This window comes from Paenibacillus monticola (assembly GCF_009664975.1).
Lineage (GTDB): Bacteria > Bacillota > Bacilli > Paenibacillales > Paenibacillaceae > Paenibacillus_AQ > Paenibacillus_AQ monticola.
The window spans coordinates 181,272-195,839 of sequence record NZ_WJXB01000012.1 but is presented as its reverse complement, the minus strand read 5'-3'; the positions used below and the strand labels follow the sequence as shown (position 1 = coordinate 195,839).

Annotated in this window: 14 protein-coding genes and 1 riboswitch; of the genes, 6 read left to right on the top strand and 8 right to left on the bottom strand. The window is 45.2% G+C overall.

What is annotated here, in order from left to right:
- Positions 1-4: 4 nt before the first annotated feature.
- Positions 5-1,405: a glutamyl-tRNA reductase gene (gene hemA, locus GJB61_RS24765; protein WP_154121695.1), complete on the bottom strand. Its 1,401-nt coding sequence runs from the start codon at positions 1,403-1,405 to the stop codon at positions 5-7.
- Between the two features lie 342 nt (positions 1,406-1,747).
- A riboswitch (purine riboswitch) is annotated at positions 1,748-1,850 on the top strand.
- A gap of 130 nt (positions 1,851-1,980) precedes the next feature.
- Between hemA and GJB61_RS24760 the strand changes: the two genes are divergently transcribed.
- The 4 genes from GJB61_RS24760 to GJB61_RS24745 all read left to right on the top strand — a co-directional run bounded on the left by GJB61_RS24760 (position 1,981) and on the right by GJB61_RS24745 (position 5,431).
- Positions 1,981-2,541: a phosphoribosyltransferase gene (locus GJB61_RS24760; protein ID WP_195724466.1), complete on the top strand. Its 561-nt coding sequence runs from the start codon at positions 1,981-1,983 to the stop codon at positions 2,539-2,541.
- A 39-nt stretch (positions 2,542-2,580) separates the two neighbouring features.
- Positions 2,581-4,092: an IMP dehydrogenase gene (locus GJB61_RS24755; RefSeq protein WP_154121693.1), complete on the top strand. Its 1,512-nt coding sequence runs from the start codon at positions 2,581-2,583 to the stop codon at positions 4,090-4,092.
- Between the two features lie 17 nt (positions 4,093-4,109).
- Entirely contained in the window at positions 4,110-4,652 is a 543-nt protein-coding gene (gene hpt / locus GJB61_RS24750; RefSeq protein ID WP_338116108.1) for a hypoxanthine phosphoribosyltransferase, read from the top strand.
- A gap of 164 nt (positions 4,653-4,816) precedes the next feature.
- Positions 4,817-5,431 carry a hypothetical protein gene (locus tag GJB61_RS24745; protein WP_229522432.1) on the top strand — a complete coding sequence of 205 codons (615 nt, stop codon included), beginning with the start codon at positions 4,817-4,819 and terminating at the stop codon, positions 5,429-5,431.
- Positions 5,432-5,438: 7 nt separating this feature from the next.
- On the opposite strand, the gene GJB61_RS24740 is transcribed toward GJB61_RS24745, so the two are convergent.
- Positions 5,439-5,717, bottom strand: a complete 279-nt coding sequence (locus GJB61_RS24740; protein WP_195724464.1) for a hypothetical protein — start codon at positions 5,715-5,717, stop codon at positions 5,439-5,441.
- A 25-nt stretch (positions 5,718-5,742) separates the two neighbouring features.
- Positions 5,743-7,023, bottom strand: coding sequence for an ArsB/NhaD family transporter (locus GJB61_RS24735; RefSeq protein ID WP_154121689.1), 1,281 nt, complete (start codon positions 7,021-7,023; stop codon positions 5,743-5,745).
- 306 nt (positions 7,024-7,329) lie between these two features.
- On the opposite strand from GJB61_RS24735, the gene GJB61_RS24730 reads away from it, so the two are divergent.
- The gene (locus GJB61_RS24730; RefSeq protein WP_154121688.1) at positions 7,330-8,421 is read left to right on the top strand and encodes an acyltransferase family protein; all 1,092 of its coding nucleotides are present in this window, start codon (positions 7,330-7,332) and stop codon (positions 8,419-8,421) included.
- Between the two features lie 39 nt (positions 8,422-8,460).
- On the opposite strand, the gene GJB61_RS31355 is transcribed toward GJB61_RS24730, so the two are convergent.
- Together GJB61_RS31355 and GJB61_RS31935 are read right to left on the bottom strand one after the other, a co-directional pair.
- Positions 8,461-8,658, bottom strand: coding sequence for a hypothetical protein (locus tag GJB61_RS31355; RefSeq protein ID WP_229522431.1), 198 nt, complete (start codon positions 8,656-8,658; stop codon positions 8,461-8,463).
- A gap of 200 nt (positions 8,659-8,858) precedes the next feature.
- Complete coding sequence (locus GJB61_RS31935; RefSeq protein WP_229522430.1) at positions 8,859-9,146, bottom strand: hypothetical protein; 288 nt, start codon at positions 9,144-9,146, stop codon at positions 8,859-8,861.
- Positions 9,147-9,265: 119 nt separating this feature from the next.
- On the opposite strand from GJB61_RS31935, the gene GJB61_RS24725 reads away from it, so the two are divergent.
- Complete coding sequence (locus GJB61_RS24725; RefSeq protein WP_154121687.1) at positions 9,266-10,321, top strand: acyltransferase family protein; 1,056 nt, start codon at positions 9,266-9,268, stop codon at positions 10,319-10,321.
- A 290-nt stretch (positions 10,322-10,611) separates the two neighbouring features.
- Here GJB61_RS24725 and GJB61_RS24720 read toward each other — a convergent pair whose 3' ends face one another.
- From GJB61_RS24720 to lon, 3 genes are all read right to left on the bottom strand, one after another.
- Complete coding sequence (locus GJB61_RS24720) at positions 10,612-11,199, bottom strand: non-ribosomal peptide synthetase module (RefSeq protein ID WP_154121686.1); 588 nt, start codon at positions 11,197-11,199, stop codon at positions 10,612-10,614.
- A gap of 207 nt (positions 11,200-11,406) precedes the next feature.
- A complete protein-coding gene (gene yihA, locus GJB61_RS24715; protein WP_154121685.1) occupies positions 11,407-12,063 on the bottom strand; it encodes a ribosome biogenesis GTP-binding protein YihA/YsxC in 657 nt (218 codons plus the stop codon).
- A gap of 12 nt (positions 12,064-12,075) precedes the next feature.
- On the bottom strand, positions 12,076-14,475 hold the full coding sequence (gene lon / locus GJB61_RS24710; RefSeq protein ID WP_154121684.1) for an endopeptidase La: 2,400 nt from the start codon (positions 14,473-14,475) through the stop codon (positions 12,076-12,078).
- Positions 14,476-14,568: the final 93 nt, after the last annotated feature.

Here is a 14,568-nt window from a genome sequence, read left to right as displayed (position 1 = left end):
TCAGTCACCCGCCCAGCAGGCCTGCCGGAGCAAACGCAGCCTTGGGAGCAGGCGAGTCGCTGCTAAGGGAGGCACGATCATGGTCTGCAGCAGTTCGTTGCATTGATGCGAGGCTGCCGCCATCCGCACCGGATTCGAGCTGCTCCTGCAGCGCGAAGATTCGCGTGAAATACTCCAGCGCTTCATTTCCTTGCTTACCACCGGACATCTCTTTAATCACGTTGATCGGATCATGCATCATTTGGTTCACAATACTTTTGGTTAGTCGGCGGATAACCTTGCGCTGGTGCTCGTCCAGCTCAGGCAGCTTATTGAACAGACTCTCCATCGTTTCCTCATGAATCTCATTGGATTTATCCTGTAGTGCTCGAATCACAGGTCTCACGCCCAAGGTCTTCAGCCATAGCTGGAACTCATCGAGCTCCTCAGTGATCATCACTTCAATCTTCACAGCTTCACTGCGGCGCATTTCCAGATTATTCTCCACTATGCCCTCCAGATCATCAATATCGTACAGGAACACATCCGGTACACTCGCCGCTGCAGGATCGATGTCCCGTGGTACGGCGATGTCAATCATGAATAACGGCCGCGAAGGCCGGCGCTTCATGCCTTCTGCTACCTGGTCGGCTGTCAGCACATAGCCATCAGCTCCTGTTGAGCTGATGATAATATCAACCTCATCCAGATGCTTAAGGGCATCATCGATCGTACTCGGTCTACCCGAGAACTTCTCGGCTAGCTCAATGGCACGCGACAATGTACGATTAGCAACAATCACTTCAGCTGCACCGCTGCTGTAGAGATGCTTCACCGTAAGCTCACTCATTTTGCCAGCGCCGAGAATTAATACTTTTTTACCGGTGAACATGCCGAAGATACGCTTGCCCAGCTCCACAGCGGCATAACTAACCGAAACCGCACTCTCACCGATCGACGTCTCACTATGCGCACGCTTACCCAGCGTCACCGCCTGCTTAAACAGACGGTTGAACCAGGTACCCGTCACCCCTTCAGTCTGAGCTGTAAGGAAAGAACTGCGTACCTGTCCCAAAATCTGTGTCTCGCCAATAACCATTGAGTCTAGACCGCAGGTCACACGGAATAAATGTGCAATCGCCTGCTCGTCTTCATATATATACATATGCTGTGTAAATTGCTCACTGTTTACTCCGAACCACTGCTCCAAATAGCTGCGGATGAAATATCCGCACATATGAAGGCGATCCACAACCACATAAATTTCCGTACGGTTACAGGTGGCTACGACGACCCCTTCCAGAACACTTTTCGTCTTCATCAGCTGATGGAGTGCGGCTGGCAGATCCTTCTCGGCAAAAGCGAACTGTTCTCTCACCTCTACAGGTGCCGTACGGTAATTTAGGCCAACGACGACGATGTGCATCGCAAGTTCACCATCCTAGTCTCTATTCATTGATGTAGGTATTACTTTCACAATTCTCAAAATCGCTGTGTTAAGTATATCACACGAAAATAAGACTTTTTACATTAACTTTGAACTCTTTATGAAATCCAGATAATAATTATTATAATTAAAAAATCAAGAAAACTCTATGATTATGATCGGTTATTTTTAGTTTATTTATGAATATCCCGAACGACACACTCCGAATAACTCTTGAATAGTCGCTAACAAAGTCATAAAACCTAACATATAAATGAGATGTTGACACAAAATATTACGAATGATAGCATAAAACAAATGATCCAAGTAACTATTCCTGACATATACTATTTAAATAACTCTTGTATAAGCCCATTAATTTGGTTTGGGCGTTTCTACAGGCAACCGTAAATTGCCCCAGGCTACAAGAGGTACTGTCCGACTGAAGGATGTCGTGTGGAATTTCGCATTGTTAGATGCGATGTCCCGCGGTGCAGCTTCAATCTTTCGTGCCTCTTGTATGCTGGGGTTTTTGTGATTTATTGGGAACTTACAAAACATTGGGAGTGAAGACTATGCATGCATCCAGCGAGCGGCTCAAGGAGTCCATCAATCAAGCCAAGAATGTGCGGATTTATAAAAATAAGGATACCCCTTATGACTTCAAGCTGTATCCCTTTGGCGAACGCGGTACTTTTATTGCTCCAGAGCTAATCCATGAGATCACCGATAATCTTGCTGAGAGCATTACTGGGCAATTTTCTGCTTACGATTATATCGTTTCTCCCGAACCGGGTGGGCATACTTGGGGTATACTAGCTGCCTACAAGCTGATGAAGCCCCTGAATATCCTCAGGCTGAGTACCGAACTGTACGAGAACTACGAAGTCTGCATCAAACGGGAAACGGCGTATAATGAGAACTATATTTATTTTGACGGCTTCAAGGCTGGAGATCGCGTCCTTCTTCTGGATGATGTAATCAGCTCGGGTGCAACCATTCGTGCTATTGCCCAGCAACTGAAAGATATGGGTGTCTATCTGGTCGGAGTGCAGGCCATTCTAGCCAAAGGTGAACACTACAAAGCACTTGAAGCGGACTATGAAATACCTGTGCGATTCCTGTCCAAGGTCTAGTGATAGAGCTTTATAATAAATTTTAAGGAGTGCTGCAGAATGGCTTTTTATTATGAGCAACCGTCCAGAACATTCAGCGAATTCCTGCTGATACCTAATTTAACTACTAAGGATTGCACACCGGGAAACGTCGTCTTAAAGACCCCAATTACCAAGTTTAAAAAAGGTGAGCAGCCCGCACTGACCATGAATCTTCCGGTTACGTCTGCGGTAATGCAGGCTGTATCCGACCATAATATGGCTATCGCCTTGGCCAAAAGTGGCGGAATCTCCTTCATTTATGGCTCCCAGTCGGTAGAACAGCAGGTCGAGATGGTGCGGAGAGTGAAGAAATTCAAAGCTGGCTTCGTCGTCAGCGACTCCAACCTGCGGCCAATAGATACCCTGAAGGATGTGCTGGCACTCAAAGCCAAAAGCGGACATTCCACTATCGCCATAACAGAGAATGGCCTCCCCACAGGCAAACTGATGGGCATTGTCACCAGCCGGGATTACCGTGAGAACCGCATCACACCGGAAAGCCCTATCACAGCGTTCATGACTCCCCTAAGTTCGCTCATCTACGCAGAGGAGGGAATTAAGCTATCGGAAGCCAACGACATGATCTGGGATCATAAACTCAACTGCCTACCTATCGTGAACAGCACTGGGAATCTGATGTATCTGGTATTCCGCAAAGACTATGACAGCCATCAGGAGTATCCGCTGGAGCTGCATGATACCAATAAACAGTTGATTGTTGGTGCAGGCATCAATTCTAGAGATTATAAGGAACGTGTTCCAGCGCTCGTAGAAGCTGGAGCGGATATTCTGTGCATCGATTCCTCGGATGGTTACTCCGAGTGGCAAGCCGAAACCATCCGTTACATTAAAGAAACCTTCGGCGAAACTGTTAAGGTTGGCGCCGGTAATGTCGTGGATAAGGAAGGTTTCCTGTATTTAGTTGAAGCAGGCGCGGATTTCATTAAAGTCGGCATTGGCGGTGGTTCTATCTGTATTACTCGCGAACAAAAAGGGATCGGCAGAGGGCAGGCATCCTCCGTAATTGAAGTCGCCGCAGCCCGTCAGGAGTATTATGACCAGACCGGTATTTATGTGCCAATCTGTTCAGATGGCGGAATCGTTCACGATTACCATATCGTCTTAGCGTTGGCTATGGGCGCCGACTTCGTGATGCTGGGCCGCTATTTCGCCAGATTTGACGAGAGCCCAGGCCGCAAGCTGCTGGTAGGCGGGAACTTTGTCAAAGAATATTGGGGCGAAGGCTCCAGCCGGGCCCGCAATTGGCAACGGTATGACTTCGGCAACGATGACAAAGAGAACAAGCTTGAATTCGAGGAAGGCGTGGACTCTTTTATCCCGTATGCCGGCCGATTGAAGGATAATCTGGATCTTAGCATCAGCAAAATCAAATCCACCATGTGCAATTGTGGCGCTTTAACCATCCCGCAACTGCAGCAGCATGCGAAGATTACCCTCGTGTCCTCCACAAGTATTGTCGAAGGTGGCGCACATGATGTTATGCTAAAGGAAAAGGATAGATCATCGTAATCCTTGAAGGAGCTGCAATCATGAAGGGATTGAACAAAATTCTTGTAAGCAAAGCTGAGCTACAGCATAGGGTGAAGGAGCTCGGAGCAGAAATCTCCCTTGACTACCACGGTCAAGAACTGGTCCTGATTGGAATCCTCAAAGGCGGGGCTGTGTTCATGGCCGATCTCATGCGCGAGATCACCCTTCCCATTGGAATTGATTATATGTCCGTATCCAGCTATGGCAATAGCTCTACCTCCTCTGGCGCCATCGTCATCAAAAAGGATATCGATACCGATATCCGTGGCAAGCATATTCTCATCGTCGAGGACATGATCGACACTGGCCTGACCCTGCAGCATCTTCAGAAGCATCTCCTCACCCGCGATGCGCTCAGTGTCAAGATCTGTACCATCCTGAATAAGCCTTCCCGGCGGCTGGTCGATATCAAGATCGACTACGAAGGTATCGAAATACCCGACGAATTTGTCGTTGGGTATGGCCTAGATTATGCCGAACAATACCGCCACCTGCCGGATGTGTGGATTGTGGATACCCTAGAGTTGGGGATTCATTAGCAAAATAGACGCAATTAACAGCCTCGCCATATGATTGGCGAGGCTGTTTGTGATCAAACGTTCTTCCCTGCTGTTGATTAGACTTCAGGATACTTGTCAAAAATATGAAGCAAAGACATTGAAAGAAGGGACCTCCCATTAGCAAACTTCTCTGCTTCGTACTCTTGATGAGTATATCTGTGTTAAACCCTCCTAAAGCTGCCGCAATACTTCAACAATTAGACAGCGGAGGTACCCTGGAGGTCAAATGGAATGCGGAAACGAACACGCCATCTAAGATTACGGGCAATTTGTCACAGCCAACTAATCATTCACCTGAATGGATCGCCTATGAGTTCCTCAAGAAATCCAGAACCTTATACGGACTTCGCGACCCGGAACATACTATGAAAGTTGTAGAAGTTGAGCGCCATCCAGATAAAATAAATGTTCATTATCAGCATCTTTTATTTGGAACACCCGTATGGGAAGATAAATTAGTTATTGAAATAAGTAATCAAGGTGTCATCCAAAGGATCGAAGGAACCATTCATCCTCATCTAGAGAAACAGTTATTTAACCGCCCTATGCACTCTGCCATTACTAAGAAGCAGGCCATCCAAACGGCTATAGCTGCGGCTCAGTCGGAGATCGCGAACAAACCGATAGCAGAATACTATTATCTGCCTACCCGTCCGGGAGTTCCGCTTATTTATATCGTAAGGCTTCAATACATCAATTCAAATCAAAGCACAACTACATTAATTCATTCACTTACCGGACGAATAATCGAACAATAATTCTAAGTTAAACCCATTCAGCAGCTTCAATAAGATGCTGTTTCAGCAGCCCCAGGATAAAGGCCACGTAGTAATCCCGCCGGACAATCACTCGATAATGATGGTTCTCGTAGGCATAAAATAAGACATCCGTATAGACCTTATCCTCCTCAAAGAATTTCTGTACCGCCTTTATTCCCGCCCAATGTTTTTCCGCTGAAATCCAGATTTCAAACTCAATATCCGTATCAGTCGGTGTTTCACTAATTTCTATTTCATCCTTGTGGTATCGATAAGTTAGTTCCATCTTTACTGTTCGCATCCTCTCGTCTCTAGATTAAATACCTAAGATAGATATAAACGCTCGATACAACAATAGATAATATCATGAGTGGGAAGCCATATTTTAGATACTGCATAAATTTAATCGGATGCCCCTCTTTACCCGACATGCCGGCAACAATCAGGTTGGCACTTGCGCCTATCAGCGAACCATTACCGCCCAGACAAGCACCTAACGCAAGACTCCACCAGAGCGGCTCCAAATTGTTGACACCCATGTTGCCCATTTCCTTAATCATCGGGATCATCGTTGCTACAAAAGGTATATTGTCCAAAAATGCTGACGCTATTGCGCTCATCCATAAGATAAGAAAGGAAGTCGCCACCAGATTACCATGGGTTAGCTCAATAGCCTGGGCCGCTAATTTGGCGATTACACCTGTCTCCACGAGCCCGGACACCAGAACGAACAAACCTATGAAGAAAAAGATGGTAGTCCATTCTACCTTAGTAAATGCCTGCTCCATCATATGCTCACCGGTTAGAAGCAGCAGCAGAAAAGCACCTGCCAAGGCAACCGTAGCCGACTCCAGATGAACCGACTGATGGAGAAAAAATCCGAGAATCGTCAACCCTAATACGATCAAACACTTACGAAGCAGCTTATGATCAGCAATAAGCTCCTTTTCATCCATATCCATAATACTTTTCGTTAATGCTGGTGTCGTTTTGATCTGTTTGCGAAACAACAGGATAAAGATAGGCACATAAACAATTATAACTATGATTGCAATAGGAGCTAAGTTGCTGATAAAGGACATAAACGTCAATTCTTTAACCGCACTGCCAATCATAATGTTCGGAGGGTCTCCAATCAGTGTCGCTGTACCGCCGACATTAGAGGCAATAATCTGTGTGAATAAAAACGGGAACGGCGGCACACGCAACTGACGCGTAATACTAAAAGTGACTGGCACCATCAGCAGCACTGTTGTAACGTTATCCAAAAACGCGGAAGCGACTGCAGTAATGAGCGCCAGTGCAATCAGAATGCTGACCGGGTTCCCTTTCGATTTCTTGGCAGCCCAGATGGCTATAAACTTAAACAGGCCAGTGTCGGCTGTTATACTTACGATAATCATCATCCCTATAAGCAGACCGAGCGTGTTGAAGTCAATATGATGCAATGCCGTCTCCTGATCAACAATGCCTAGTCCTACCATAAGTAGTCCACCGATCATGGCTACAATCGTCCGATGAACCTTTTCCGAAATAATAAGTGCATAAATAACAAGAAAAATTCCAATTGCCCAAATTGCCTGTTGTTCCATTATGAATTAATTCCTCCAATTCTTAGCTGAACTTTAAAAATAGTATGCCTAAAAAAACAAAGAAGGAGCCCTTGGTGACAGGCTCCTCCGTTTGTAAATCCATATGATGTTGTAAAAGTTATTTCAGCTACGCGTGTGACTTAAATAAGAATACAATGTTCACTATTGTAAGTCAATGATCATAAAATGGTCCCAGATTGGCTGCAGCGATCCCAAACTAGAATCTATCCTATGCACTATTGCTAATAGCAACCGACTCCTATAAGGTATTTTATATCTTATTCGGGAGGAGGCAGCCGCCTTATTATGCAAACTTCAGAAGTATCCTTGCCAGCAGAGGCTAGTAATACAAAGACAAAACGATTGACAGTAATCGATATGGTTCGAGGAATTACCATTTTGTTAGTAGTTATAGGGCATGCTGACTTTACTCCGATTGTGCTGGGCGATCTGTTTAGAGACTTTAGAATGCCGTTGTTCTTTATGGTATCGGGTTATATCTTCAGTGCTTCGAAATATTTTCATAATCTAAAATTGTTGATCCGAACCCGCTTCTTCAGCCTTATCGTACCGTATGTCTCAGCCGGACTACTAGCCTATCTCATATGGGTCATCCTGCAGATGATCGTCAAAGGCCAAAGCTGGGATATCGTCTGGTATAAGCCACTCCTGGCGATTGTGTATGGAACGAGTCTGGAGGGAAGCTTAATCAATGTGCCGATCTGGTTTCTCACTTGTCTGTTTGTAACACAGATCATCTTCTGCATCGTTATGCGATATATAGATCCCTACAGCTGGCAGATCCAACTGGGGATCATGCTACTATTGAGCCTAAGCGGCTTTCTCATTAGTACAGTCCTTTTCCTGCCTTGGAACATCGATGTGGCTCTGGTTGCGCAATTGTTCGTGTTTATCGGCTACAAGTTAAAAGAATATAAATTAATAGAGAAACTGCGCACCTTCGACCTCAGCTCCATCGTTCTGCTCCTTCTATTCCTGCTCACTGCGTATTTCAACTCTTATGTAGATATGAACAATAGAATATACGGAAATGTCCTGTTATTTTATGTAGCCGGGATAACCGGAAGTATACTAGTCATCAAAATGACCAATGCTTTAACCCAATTCAAATGGTTTGCCCGCTTGCTTACCTATTTAGGGCAAGAATCGCTCCCCCTCCTAATCTTCCATTATGGAATCTTCATTCTAGTACTCAATTTCCTGGAGCAGTATCTCTTCCATCTGCATCTGAACTGGTTGATCACCACCGTTATTGCCGTAAGCGGCTCTCTCTTATTTAATCTATTGGTTCAGAAGATTCCCATCCTCCATTTCCTGCTGAATGGGAAAAGAACCCCAGTTCGCCCACGGCCGCAGGCTTTGTGGTCTAGGGTGTAGGATGTGGGTTCCCGCCCTGCCTTGTGGCAGGGCTGTTTGTTATGTGGGCATGAGTTTAGACAGCTTCTTATAATTCAAGGAAAACAGGACACCTATAAACGCCTCTGATAGAATGATTAACTGCGCATTAGAGATGATTAGCGGGATAGATACAGTTGCAATGACGATAAGAATCCACAGGAACAGATATTCAAAATAGCGTTCAATATATCGGTTAAGCCACAGCAGGATTATCATTGCGGCATACGTACATACAAAGACCAAACACCACACCGCCAGAATGTATAGATCGCTTAGTCCTAACCAGTCAAAGGTTAATATAAAGAAGAGATGGGTAAACAAGAATAGGAACGAGTGCTTCCCGAAAAATATAATAGGGCTGCGTGAGGAATAATTTTTCTTCCATCTGAAGACATAAAAGGTCCCAAATAAGATCGTTAAGGTGAAAAGAAAATATTCAATCCCATTAGAGAAAGGGCTAGCAGTAAGCCAGCAGCCAGAGATCCAATAAGATTAAAGATATTGTTGCATTTATATGCGAAGATTCCTGCCAAAAAGGCAAACATCCAAGGGAAATAGGTGAAACCCGTTGTCTCTGTGAACAGAATCGCTTTCAGAGGAACATGGGCAATAATCATCAAGATACAGCTAATTCCTTTGATAACGTCTAATGAATAATCATAAATAGTAGTAGATGGGTTAATTGCTAACTTTCCATCACACAATAGTGTAAGAAAAGCGGGTTGACACTGTAATGCTTCAATTTTTATTGGATTATTTATGTTGACAAAGGAAAATTTAGTATTTAATATCTACCTAATATATTGTCGAATGGGGGGATTCAATGAAATATTTCAATTATAAGCTCATTAGTACCTATCGTACTCAACTTATGGGACTTGCAATTTTATGGGTTGTATTTTATCACTTGACCATCCACTTATCATTTGTCCCCGTTCTTGACCCCATTAAGTCCATTGGATATGGAGGAGTAGATGTATTCCTGATGCTCTCTGGTTTAGGACTATACTACGCCTATCAGAAGTCTACTAAGGTAAATGTTATAACTTTCTACAAGAGGCGACTGGAACGGATTATCCCAACGTATCTACCCGTTGTACTGATTACTTGTCTCCTTTACTTATATTTTGGCGAAATGTCAGTTACTGAGATGTTTTTGAATTTAACTACCTTAAGTTTCTGGTTGAATTCAGCCAACCGATTTGATTGGTATGTTCCGGCAATTTTAGTTCTCTATTTGATTACACCCCTATTCATGCGTTTTTTCACTACCTACAACAAGTATGTTACCGTTACGATTGCCGGTTTAATTGGAGTAATACTTAGCTTAATAATAAGTTCCACAGCATTATCGTATTTACTTATTCTCACTGTGAGAATTCCAATTTTCTTCATCGGTATTTTAATTGGGTATTTTGTCGACAAGAACAAGAAATTCACCAAACAACATTTAATACTGCATATTGTAATGCTGATTTTAGGTTTGGCACTATTAGCAGTGATCCAGAAATATTTCACTGATTATTTATGGACCTTTGGTCTCTGGTGGTATCCGTTTATCATAATCACACTTCCCTTATGTATGTTCGCAGCAGTTTTTTTACAAATCCTTTCAGGACTTCCTAGTATGAAATTTAGATTCTTATCTTTCTGCGGTACTCATAGTCTTGAGATCTATCTGATCCATGAAAGAGTTCTAAAACTGGCCACAATGATCCGTCAAAGGCAGGACATTAATATGAATGATCTACTCCTAAATATCATTTGTTTTATCCTTACATTGTTACTAGCCATTGTATTAAAAAAGATAGTTACTGGTTTGATTTCACGGTTTACACAACAGAAACCCCAAGCAAACGTTGATCTTCCTGCGAAATAAAGAAGAACCCCTGTCCATCGATAGCCTAAGGCTTCGTGGTCAAGGGTTTGACGAAGGCGTGAAGCGTGTTTCGATTCATTTCCCCAGAATAAGTGTACAGAGTGCTGCTAAGTCTACTCCTGCTTTCAAACGGCACTCGGTTAATACGGGGGAGAGGTACAACAGGGAATTGGAGTCGATTCGATATACAGCATAAGACAGACAGCAGTTGGAAGCTCACCTTATAACAAAAAAAAGCAACCATTTCACCAGGAAATGATTGCTCTTTTGGATGACACAAGTTCTTAAACCTAAGCTTCCAGCTGAAATAAACGCTGAGCTATAATCTGCAAATCACAGTCAATTTCTATGAGCTCGGTTTCCAGATACCTAACATTCCGCATATCAAGTAATACATTGATCTTACGGCGCAATTCCTCAATCTCCCGCTCTACAGCCTCGGATTGATAGAGCCGTCTCATCTCGGCCATGGATTGCTTATGCTGATACACCATCTTGCAACCGTTCTGTGTAAGCTCCGAGATTCGGCGGACCGAGCCTTGCTCATAATAATACATCATTGTGAATCCTTTATAAATTCTGTTCACCGTTCCGGTGCCCTTGTAAGTAATGAATAGCTTGCGGACTGCGTTATTCAGATGAGGATTCACCACCTGGCAGGACAGCGCACAGACGTAAATATTTCCTTTGCGTTCAAAGGACAAGTGAACTTCCTCTCCCGCAGCAGCCTCCAGCACAATCTCCTGTTCTCCGCCACCTAGCACCTTCACACGGTGACTAATATAACAAGTATCTGCCGAAAGCAGGAACTGGTTCAATTGAAATTCTGTCATTTGCAAAGTAGCATTTACATATTCCGTAGCTAATCGCTGAGCCATAACAATCCCTCAATTCTTTGTAACAATCTAATAGCATGATTATACAATGAAGTGCCTTTTCATTTCTCTTATGAAGGATTATGAAATTCCCCCATAATTGATCTTAAAACGGGAGGATTACGGTTCAGCTAGCCAATTCATAACACTTACTCACTATTCTGTTAGGATAACGCGTTATCCCTAGCTAGTTCACTGGGAATTCCGTACTTAAGCTTCGTCTCCAGCTTCCTGAACCACCGGATCCTCGTCCTCGTTCACTCCTGAAGCCTCTTCTGCGTCAGGTACAATGTAGCCATCGACTAATTCCCATAACGCATCCTTGCCCAGACCAATCTCCGCAGAGAAGGGTATAAAGTTATCTCCTGGAAGCACACCAAGCCCCTGCTTCATGATCTTAATATGTTTGTCCCAACGGGTCTTTGGAATTTTGTCGGCCTTGGTAGCCACTACACACATTGGAAGATCATAATGCTTTAGCCAATCGAACATCATCTTGTCATTGGCACTCGGCGGATGGCGAAGATCTACAATGAGCAACACAAGTCTCAACGTCTCACGCTCGGACATATATTTCTCGACCATTTTGCCCCAGGATGCACGCTGCGTCTTGGATACTTTGGCATAGCCGTAACCAGGAAAATCGACGAAATACATTAATTCATTGATAAGGTAATAGTTCATATGCTGTGTCTTACCCGGAGTGGAGCTTGTCCGGGCCAGATTCTTGCGGTTAATCATCTTGTTGATTAGGGAGGATTTCCCTACGTTGGAGCGCCCTGCCAGAGCAATCTCCGGCAGGCCATCATCAGGGTATTGATCAGGGCCGACGGCGCTGATTATGAAATCGGAACTGTTTACTTTCATAGGTCTTCCTTTCTAATGCACACTGCTAGGTGGCTCAATGCTAATCTCGATATGATGTTCTTGGTGTTTCTTAAGTTCCTTGTGTTCCTGGTGATCTACAAGCGCGTGCAGCAATACCTGATCCATATGGGATACTGGGACAAACTCCATATCATTACGTACACTCTCTGGTATTTCCTTCAGATCGCGCTCATTATCCTTGGGAAGCAGGATCTTCTTGTATCCAGCCCGGTGGGCTGCTAGAATCTTCTCTTTCAAGCCTCCGATAGGCAATACACGTCCGCGCAAGGTGATCTCTCCAGTCATGGCCACATCCTTCGAGACATAACGTTTCGTCAGTGCGGAGATCAAGGCTGTAGCAATCGTAATCCCTGCGGACGGACCATCCTTCGGAATCGCTCCCTCGGGAATGTGGATATGAATATCAATTTTCTCATAAAAATCAGGCTGCAGCCCTAACTCCTCGGCCTTCGAACGAGTATAACTGAAGGCCGCCTGTGCTGATTCCTTCATGACATCACCAAGCTGGCCAGTAAGCGTCAGCTTGCCGGTACCCTGCACAACAGTTACTTCGATCAATAGCGTATCGCCACCGACCTCAGTCCAGGCCAGCCCGGTCACGGTACCGATCTGATCCTCCAGCTCCGCCATGCCGTACCGGTACTTCGATGCACCAAGGTAATCCTTGATATCGTCGGGTAGAATGGTCACTGCTTCTTTCTCATTGGAAACGATCTGCTTGGCGGCTTTGCGGCATAAGGCCGCAATCTGTTGTTCGAGATTACGCACACCGGATTCCCGAGTGTATTCACGGACTATACGCAGCAGGGTGTCGTCCTTGATCGTCAACTGTTCTTCCTCAAGTCCGTGGCCCTTTCTCTGTTTCGGCAGCAGATAACGACTGGCAATCTGCAACTTCTCCAGTTCCGTATAACCGGGAATGTACAGCATTTCCATCCGGTCCAGCAAAGGACGCGGGATGTTATGCACAGCATTGGCTGTCGTCACGAACATGACGTTCGACAAATCGAATGGTAACTCGATAAAATGGTCGCTGAACGTATTGTTCTGCTCTGGATCGAGCACTTCCAGCAGCGCTGCTGAAGGATCGCCGCGGAAATCTGCCGCCATCTTATCAATCTCATCCAGCAGGAAGACGGGATTAATTGTCCCCGCTGTCTTCATGCCTTGGATAATCCGGCCAGGCATCGCACCTACATAGGTACGGCGGTGACCACGAATCTCTGCCTCGTCCCGTACACCCCCGAGCGAGATGCGGACAAATTTACGATCCAGTGAACGGGCGATAGAACGAGCCAGTGATGTTTTACCGACACCAGGAGGTCCTACCAGACATAGAATTGGTCCTTTAAGCTGCTTGACCAGCTTCTGAACAGCGAGATATTCCAGCACACGTTCCTTCGGCTTCTCCAGTCCATAATGATCTGCATCCAGCACTTGCTCCGCCTTCTGAATATCCAGATCATCCTCGGTCCATTCACTCCAAGGGAGAGACAGCAGCCAGTCCACATAATTACGGATAACGCCACCTTCAGCCGAGCTTGCCGGCATTTTTTCCAGACGGTCGATTTCCTTCTCAATCTTCTCTTTCACGCGTTCCGGCATATCCTTCTCTTCCATCTGAGCCCGCAGCTCTTCGGCTTCTCCAGCCCGGCCTTCCTTCTCGCCCAGCTCTTTCTGAATGGCTTTCATCTGTTCACGCAAATAATATTCCTTCTGCGTCTTTTCCATCTGCTTCTTCACACGCTGGTTAATCTTACGCTCGAGTTCCAGCACCTCACGCTCGTTATTTAGAATATCTAGCAGCTTCTCTAGACGCTTGCGAACATCGATCGTCTCCAGAATCTCCTGCTTATCCTTAATCTTCAGCGCCAAATGACTCGTAATCACATCGGCAAGCCGGCCCGGCTCTTCGATATCCGATACAGCAGCCAGCGTCTCCGGTGTAACCTTCTTGGACAAAGTGATATAGTGCTCGAACTGATTCAGAACAGAACGCATTAATGCGTCACTCTCCTGGTCACCGCCTTCTTCTTCCGGCAGCTCACGCGCCATGACCTCATAGAATTCCTCATTATCCGTATAATGAAGAATTTCGGCCCGTTCCACACCCTCTACCAGCACACGAATCGTGCCATTGGGCAGCTTCAGCATCTGCCGTACGTTAGCAACGGTACCGACTCGAAATATATCTTCCTGTCCCGGTTCTTCAATATTAACTTCTGACTGAGAACAGAGGAGAATTAAGTTATCTTCAACCATAGCTTTTTCCAGCGCCCGAACTGATTTCTCGCGTCCCACATCTAGGTGAAGAACCATGCTAGGGTACACAAGAAGACCTCTAAGCGGCAATAAAGGAAAACGACGACCTTTGGATTTGTTGGGTATCATCGCTTTCGCACCTCCCATGGTTCTTAAGTAGTGTCATATGTACTCATTCTAACAAAAGCAGCCTCAAAACACCAACGGGCCGCGACAGATGGA

Bases quoted from the DNA above. Each gene is read 5' to 3' on its own strand.
- GJB61_RS24720 (WP_154121686.1), bottom strand. From the start codon at position 11,199: ATGGCTCAGCGATTAGCTACGGAATATGTAAATGCTACTTTGCAAATG.
- GJB61_RS31355 (WP_229522431.1), bottom strand. From the start codon at position 8,658: ATGATAATCCTGCTGTGGCTTAACCGATATATTGAACGCTATTTTGAA.
- yihA (WP_154121685.1), bottom strand. From the start codon at position 12,063: ATGAAAGTAAACAGTTCCGATTTCATAATCAGCGCCGTCGGCCCTGAT.
- GJB61_RS24735 (WP_154121689.1), bottom strand. From the start codon at position 7,023: ATGGAACAACAGGCAATTTGGGCAATTGGAATTTTTCTTGTTATTTAT.
- lon (WP_154121684.1), bottom strand. From the start codon at position 14,475: ATGATACCCAACAAATCCAAAGGTCGTCGTTTTCCTTTATTGCCGCTT.
- GJB61_RS24730 (WP_154121688.1), top strand. From the start codon at position 7,330: ATGCAAACTTCAGAAGTATCCTTGCCAGCAGAGGCTAGTAATACAAAG.
- GJB61_RS24740 (WP_195724464.1), bottom strand. From the start codon at position 5,717: ATGGAACTAACTTATCGATACCACAAGGATGAAATAGAAATTAGTGAA.
- GJB61_RS24725 (WP_154121687.1), top strand. From the start codon at position 9,266: ATGAAATATTTCAATTATAAGCTCATTAGTACCTATCGTACTCAACTT.
- GJB61_RS24755 (WP_154121693.1), top strand. From the start codon at position 2,581: ATGGCTTTTTATTATGAGCAACCGTCCAGAACATTCAGCGAATTCCTG.
- GJB61_RS24760 (WP_195724466.1), top strand. From the start codon at position 1,981: ATGCATGCATCCAGCGAGCGGCTCAAGGAGTCCATCAATCAAGCCAAG.
- hemA (WP_154121695.1), bottom strand. From the start codon at position 1,405: ATGCACATCGTCGTCGTTGGCCTAAATTACCGTACGGCACCTGTAGAG.